Genomic DNA, 6,243 nt, shown 5'->3' on the forward strand with positions numbered 1-6,243 from the left:
ATATCCAGCCAGTGAAGGCCTTCGTGGACGTGGCCGAAGAGTAGCCACCCTTCCGCATCGCCCCTACCTGGCGGGTGGGCCTGCATGGGGCAGAGGGCATTGGGTGGACCTCGTGGTAGACAGGGAGGCCCCTGCTGCCCTGGTTCGAGGAGCCCTCCACACCGTGCCCTCCTGTCTGTCCGTAGCGCTTCCGGTCCTGCTCTGGTCGACGTGCGTTCTGGCGGCCGTTCCCCTGGAGGTGAAAGCGGCGTCAGGGGAGATCCTTCGCTTGGAAGTGGGCCCGGAGGGGGCTGCGACCCGACCCATCCGGATCGGGCCCGGCTTGAGCACGACCCTGCTGTTCGACACCGACATCCAGCAGGAGCAGGTGTCTCTGGAGGGACGTGCGCAGTTCGCTCGGGTGAGCCTGGGCAACTCGCTTGTGGTGCTCGTGCCGGGCAGCGACGTGCGGCTGGGAGAAACCCTGAAGCTGTCCATCCCTTTCAAGGATGCCACCCTGCCCGCGCGGCTGGTGCTGACCCTGGAAGTGCAAGCCACCGGGGTGGACCGTCAGGTGGAGGTCTACCGGCGGGCCCGCTCCGCGGAATCATACCGTCAGGAGGCAGAACAGTTGCGTGCGGAGCTGGAGCGCTTGCGGCAGCGCCCTCCGCCTGCACCCGGTGGGAAGGTGGAGATGGATGGGTTTCGCGCGCTGCTGTCCGCCACGGGCCCCCTGGAAACGCTTGTAATGGAGATGGACCTCAGTGGGATTTCCTGCTCACGGCCGTGTCCGTTGCACCTCAAGGGCATCAGGCTGCTCAGGGGGGGGGGGCGGCGGGCCGCGCAGCTCTCCGTGCGCTCGGAGGACGGCTTGCCATGGACCATCCGGCGGGCGGTGCTGACGGACAGGAAGAGGCATGTATGGGAATCGCTCCCGCCCTTGCAAACGGCTCCGGTGACGCCCGGATCGTATGTGCCCTTGGCCGTGGAATTCGAGTTGGACGGCAACGCAGGCGACGGCCCCTTCACGCTGCAACTCTGGGACGAAGCGGGGACGAGGAGTGCGGTGTTCAGCGGAATCAAGTTTCCCTGAAGGTGGCGCATGGCTCACTCCAGGAACCGGCGCTCCCACCGGAGCAGGGCCTCGTTCTCGCGGTAGGGGCGCGCGGCTTCGCGCGAGGTCAACCAGGGCTCCAGGACCCGCGCCAGCTCGCGGTAGGCCGGGAGCCCGCGGCCCTCGGCCGTGTCTCCCGCGTCGGGTTCCGCGCCCAGGGTGATGAGGGCACGGTCTTCACCGAGTGACTCCACGGAGGTGCCGGGATGGGTGAGCCGGGCCCGCAGGGCCTCAGTGCCGCCCACGGCGCCCAGCACAGGCTGTCCAATGAAGTTCATCCAGTGGACGCCGTCGAGCTGGTCTCCCACGGTGTATGCGTTGTTGTGTTCATCGGGGATGTCCATTCCAGGGTAGCGGAGCCCCAATTGAAACATCTGTTGCGTGAGGTCTTCCATTGCCCATGCATGGAAGGAAGGCCCTGCATGGCCGGAGCTGAAAGGCAGCAACTTCGCGAGGGCGAGGGCCAGGTCTCGGAATGGCCCGATGCCCTGGGATTGGAGGCGACTGGCTGGAAACCGGAAGGAGAAGGCATAGGCCAAGCGCTCGGATGGCCCATAGATGTTCACCGGCGACTCCAGATCAACGTCCTGGTATTGGAACTGGTAGTCGCCAATGTCTCCTATGCTGTCTTTCAGCAAGACGTGGGTGTAGCCTCGTTGCAGCTGCTTCTGGGTGTACTCCATCGCGGGAACATCAAGCCTTTGCCAGTATCCTTCATCGTCTGGAGAGTATGTCAGTGCCTGCCGGCCGATGGCTTTGAGATAAAGCTCCAATGCTTGAAGCATGACTGACGCCATGTCTTCATGGGAGTGGCGCACGTAGAAGCAAATGCTGAGTCCTTCCTTGAGACAGACGAAGCCGGTTCTGGCAATGACTCGTATGGACGGCAGGTTTCCGATCATCAGTAAGCTCCCAGAATGGGCGAGACACGTAGCACGGGGGCTTGCAGCGCTTCTCCATAGAGTTCCCCCTGATTGAATTTCTTGAAGGGATGTCCCTTCGGATATGTGCGCCAAGGGGAAGCCTCGCCGACGAGGCAGGAAAACTTGAAGTCATAGACCACCTCGGCCCGGAGCGGATTCCCAGAGTGGATGACCACATCGGGAACCAGCGTGCCCTTGAGCGGCCCCGTGTTCCCCGTTCGGATCAACTCCTGTTCTGCGGCCTTGGTGATCAGTTCAAGGACCTTCGTCTTGGGATCATACCGGTAACGCTGCTCCAGGCTGAACCCACCGGGACGTTCGACGGACAGCCGCAGTTGGACGCACCGCAGGGCTGCTGCATGCTTCTCCTGGCCCAGCTTCATGGCCCGGGTGAGGACGGGGTTTCCCGCCGCGTCCCTCTTCAAGACTTCCTGGCACTGCTCCGCCGTAGGCGGCTGGCTGCCAAAGTGTTGCTCGTTCACCTCGAACTCGGCCTCATTCGCGCACGTCTCCATGATCTCCCGGACACGGCCCTTCGCCGCCGCATCCATCACCTGGAGCGCACCCGCGACGGACGCCCCAGCCGAAGCCGTGGTCCGGAGTCCGGCGGACAGGCCCACCTCCGCGCAGTACGCCGGGTTCTGCCGGCAGGCGGCCATGCCCGAATCCATCGACTGCGCATATTCGTGCCGCGTCTGGCCCGCGCCCGCGGACTGGCACCCACAGAGGAGCAGCCAGCAGGACAGGAGCGCGGTGAGCCGGAATCTCATGTCCCCAGGGTGCCAGAATCCCCCCCAACCACGTCCCCAAGCCGGACGCCCCGCCGTGTAGGGTTCCACTCCCACGATGACCTCCGACCTGACGCCCGAATCCCTGCGCTGCTTCCGCGCCGACGCGCGCGAGCCCGAGGGCTACCGGGCCGCCCTCGGCGACACCCGCGCCTCCCTGCTGCACACCGATCCTCCCTATTGCCTGCTCACCCGGCGTCGCAAGGGCGGGGACCTGCGCGACCCCCGCGCGAACAAGAAGATCGACCGCAACCCCATCGTCCGCTTCGAGTCCGTGCGCGACTACCGCGTCTTCTCCGAGGCCTGGCTCTCCCGCGCCGTCCCGCACCTCACCCCCGACGCGCCCCTCATCATCTGGACCAACCTGCTGGGCAAGGAGCCCATCGTCACCGCCGCGCGCGACCTGGGCTACACGCACCTGCGTGGCGAGTACGTCTGGGGCAAGCGCACCACCGACAAGAACGCCAACGAACAGAACCTGCGCGTCTACGAAGTGGCCCTCGTCCTCACCCGCACGCCCGCGCCGCCGCTCGCGCCCGGGGACCTGCCCACCGTGTGGGCCGTCGTCGGGGGCTACGACGACGACGCGGAGGCCACGCAGTGGGGCGGCCACCCGCACCACAAGCCCTTCTCCGTGCTGGAGCCGCTCGTGCGCACCTGGAGCCGCCCCGGGGACACCGTGCTGGATCCCTTCGCCGGCAGCGGCTCCATGCCCTCCGCCGCGCTGCGCCTGGGCCGCCGCCCCGCCTGCATGGAGGTCGAACCCGAGTGGGCCGAGCGCGTCACCCAGCGCCTGCACGACACCGCCCGTCAGCTCGCCAGCGCCCGGTAGTAGCGCGTCTCGCTCCACGTCGGCACGTCGGTGGGACGGTGGTCCCACCAGTTCATCACCAGCGTGCGCCGCTCGCGCGAGGGCCCTGGCAGCTTCCCGTCCGGCACCTGGTTGTCCGCGTCCAGCACGCCGTGCGTCAGCGTCCCGTCGAACACCACCAGCCGGTTGGGCCGGGGCGCCACCAGCGTCAACCCGTCCAGCCGGTCCGGCGCGAGCGACGGATTGTCCGCGGACGGCAGCTCCCGCGTCACCGCCAGCGCTCCGCCCCGCACCCGGTTGAGGAACAACACCGACGAGCGCTTCGGATGCACCAGCTTCCCCGTGCGCAAGGCCAGCCGCTCGTCCCGGTCCTGGTGGAAGTCCACCCGCACGTCGGTGGCCCGCATGCGTGACAGCCACCACTCCACGCCGGCAATCCTCCGCCCCTTCGCCACCGCCGGACGCAGCGTGTGGATGACCTCCTCCACCACGTTCTCCGGAGGCCCGAAGGCGTACCAGAACGTCGTCTGGTAGGTGTGGCGCAGGCGCTCCCCCCGGAGCGCCCCCACGCGCCGCGACAGCAGGCGGAAGAGGGCAGGGGGCAGGGCGGGCTCGGTGAGCTGGACGAGGGATTCCACGGTGGGCCGGAAGCTTTCTCCCGAACGCGAGGTGGGCGCCACCTCCTTTCACCGCTAGGCTTCGCGCCCATATGAAGGCCCACCAGAAGATGCTCCTCGGCATTTCCATCGGCGCGGTGGCCGGGCTCGTGGCGAACGCCGTGTTCGGGGACGCGCCCTGGCTCAAGGGACTGGTCGAGCACGTCACCAACCCCGTGGGGCAGATCTTCATCCGCCTGCTGCTGATGCTCGTGGTGCCGCTGCTGTTCTCCGCGCTCGTCGTCGGCGTGGCGGAGCTGGACTTGAAGCAGGTGGGCCGCCTGGGTGCGCGCACGCTGGGCTACACCGTCGTCTTCTCCGTCATCTCCGTCCTCATCGGCCTGCTGCTCGTCAACACGTTGAGGCCCGGCGACGGCCTGAGCGACGAGGCCCGCGCCCTGGCCCGCACGGGCACGCAGATAAAGGCCGCCCCGCCGCCGGGCGACTCCTCCGTGGGCGCGCTCTTCATGTCCATGGTGCCCACCAACCCCATCAAGGCCGCGGCGGACGGGGACATGATTGGCCTCATCGTCTTCTCGCTCATCTTCGGCCTGGGCCTGGCGCTCACCCCGGGCGAGCCCGCGCTGCGGCTCAAGGAGGCCATCCAGGGGCTCTACGACGTGATGATGCGCCTCATCGACGGGGTGCTGAAGCTGGCCCCCATCGGCGTGGGCGCGCTCCTGTTCTCCATGACGGCGCGGCTGGGCTTCCACATCCTGGGGCAGCTCGCGTCGTACGTGGGCGTGGTGCTGCTGGCGCTCGGCCTGCACATGTTCGTCGTCTACTCGCTGTCGGTGCGCTTCCTGGGCGGGCGCAACCCGCTGGAGTTCTTCCGCTCCTGCCGGCTCGCCATCGTCACCGCCTTCTCCACGTCCTCCTCCAGCGCCACGCTGCCCACCGCCCTCAAGGTCGCCGAGGAGAACCTCCACCTGCCGCGCAATGTCGCGCGCTTCGTGCTCACCGCCGGCTCCGCGATGAACCAGAACGGCACCGCGCTCTTCGAGGGCGTCACCGTGCTCTTCCTCGCGCAGGTGTACGGCGTGCCGCTGGGCCTGGGCCAGCAGGCGGTCATCATGTTCATCTGTGTGCTGGCGGGCATTGGCACCGCGGGCGTGCCGGCGGGCTCCATCCCGGTCATCGCCATGATCCTCGGCATGTTCAACATCCCGGTGGAGGGCCTGGGCCTCATCCTCGGCGTGGACCGCTTCCTGGACATGTGCCGCACCGTGCTCAACGTCACCGGCGACCTGGCCGCCGCCGTGTATGTGTCACGGGGGGAGCCGCCCGACCGGGCGGTCGCCGAGGAAGCGGCGGAGTCCCCCGCGTCCTGACGCGCGGCCCCGCAGGTTCCACCTTTTCCCGAAGTCCCACTCCGCCGTCCCTGAAGCCAAGGAGCTTCCTCCCCATGAAGATCGCCAACGGTCGCGTCGTCGCGCTCGAATACCGCCTCCATCTGGGAGACGGAGAGGTCATCGACCAGAGTGCCCCGGGCCAGCCGCTCGCCTATCTGCACGGGCACAAGCAGATCGTCCCCGGTCTGGAGGGGGCCCTGGAGGGCCTGGACTCAGGTGAGAGCAAGCAGGTGGTGGTGGCCCCCGCGCAGGGCTATGGCGACCACAACCCGGAGGGGCTGCGCACCGTCCCCCTCACCATGCTGCCCCAGGGCTTCACGCCCCAGGTGGGCCAGACGCTGATGGCCCAGACGGAGGAGGGCAACGTCCCCCTGCGCATCCAGGCGGTGAACGCCGACTCCGTGGTGGTGGACCTGAACCACCCGCTCGCGGGCAAGACGCTCCACTTCGACGTCACCGTGCGGGAGGTGCGTGACGCGACGCAGGAAGAGCTCACGCACGGCCACGTGCACGGGCCGGGCGGCGCGCACGAATAGGGCGCGACTCCGGCAGGGAGCGTTTCGTTCCACCGGGGGGCGTGCACTATCTTCGCGCCCCCATGGCTCCTCCCGCCCCGAACC

General features: G+C 68.0%; 7 protein-coding genes. 4 read left to right on the forward strand and 3 right to left on the reverse strand.

Annotated features, from left to right (window positions below):
* Nucleotides 1–163 precede the first annotated feature (163 nt).
* Nucleotides 164–1,072 carry a DUF2381 family protein gene (locus tag D7V93_RS35590; RefSeq protein ID WP_158623936.1) on the forward strand — a complete coding sequence of 303 codons (909 nt, stop codon included), beginning with the start codon at nt 164–166 and terminating at the stop codon, nt 1,070–1,072.
* A gap of 14 nt (nt 1,073–1,086) precedes the next feature.
* On the opposite strand, the gene D7V93_RS35595 is transcribed toward D7V93_RS35590, so the two are convergent.
* Entirely contained in the window at nt 1,087–1,995 is a 909-nt protein-coding gene (locus D7V93_RS35595) for a type VI immunity family protein (RefSeq protein ID WP_120647596.1), read from the reverse strand.
* Nucleotides 1,995–2,786: a hypothetical protein gene (locus D7V93_RS35600; protein WP_120647597.1), complete on the reverse strand. Its 792-nt coding sequence runs from the start codon at nt 2,784–2,786 to the stop codon at nt 1,995–1,997. The genes D7V93_RS35595 and D7V93_RS35600 overlap by 1 nt, the downstream gene beginning before the upstream one ends.
* A gap of 76 nt (nt 2,787–2,862) precedes the next feature.
* Here D7V93_RS35600 and D7V93_RS35605 point away from each other — a divergent pair, with 76 nt between their 5' ends.
* A complete protein-coding gene (locus D7V93_RS35605) occupies nt 2,863–3,636 on the forward strand; it encodes a DNA-methyltransferase (protein WP_120647598.1) in 774 nt (257 codons plus the stop codon).
* On the opposite strand, the gene D7V93_RS35610 is transcribed toward D7V93_RS35605, so the two are convergent.
* On the reverse strand, nt 3,615–4,253 hold the full coding sequence (locus tag D7V93_RS35610) for a 2OG-Fe(II) oxygenase (RefSeq protein ID WP_120647601.1): 639 nt from the start codon (nt 4,251–4,253) through the stop codon (nt 3,615–3,617). The genes D7V93_RS35605 and D7V93_RS35610 overlap by 22 nt on opposite strands.
* A gap of 71 nt (nt 4,254–4,324) precedes the next feature.
* On the opposite strand from D7V93_RS35610, the gene D7V93_RS35615 reads away from it, so the two are divergent.
* Together D7V93_RS35615 and D7V93_RS35620 are read left to right on the forward strand one after the other, a co-directional pair.
* Complete coding sequence (locus D7V93_RS35615; protein WP_120647599.1) at nt 4,325–5,602, forward strand: dicarboxylate/amino acid:cation symporter; 1,278 nt, start codon at nt 4,325–4,327, stop codon at nt 5,600–5,602.
* A gap of 74 nt (nt 5,603–5,676) precedes the next feature.
* Nucleotides 5,677–6,159, forward strand: coding sequence for an FKBP-type peptidyl-prolyl cis-trans isomerase (locus D7V93_RS35620; protein ID WP_120647600.1), 483 nt, complete (start codon nt 5,677–5,679; stop codon nt 6,157–6,159).
* The last annotated feature ends 84 nt before the right edge of the window (nt 6,160–6,243 follow it).

The organism is Corallococcus llansteffanensis (genome assembly GCF_003612055.1).
In the GTDB taxonomy this organism is placed as follows: domain Bacteria; phylum Myxococcota; class Myxococcia; order Myxococcales; family Myxococcaceae; genus Corallococcus; species Corallococcus llansteffanensis.

Coding starts and splice junctions, on each gene's coding strand:
- D7V93_RS35595 (WP_120647596.1), bottom strand. CDS start 1,995: ATGATCGGAAACCTGCCGTCCATACGAGTCATTGCCAGAACCGGCTTC.
- D7V93_RS35600 (WP_120647597.1), bottom strand. CDS start 2,786: ATGAGATTCCGGCTCACCGCGCTCCTGTCCTGCTGGCTGCTCCTCTGT.
- D7V93_RS35605 (WP_120647598.1), top strand. CDS start 2,863: ATGACCTCCGACCTGACGCCCGAATCCCTGCGCTGCTTCCGCGCCGAC.
- D7V93_RS35615 (WP_120647599.1), top strand. CDS start 4,325: ATGAAGGCCCACCAGAAGATGCTCCTCGGCATTTCCATCGGCGCGGTG.
- D7V93_RS35620 (WP_120647600.1), top strand. CDS start 5,677: ATGAAGATCGCCAACGGTCGCGTCGTCGCGCTCGAATACCGCCTCCAT.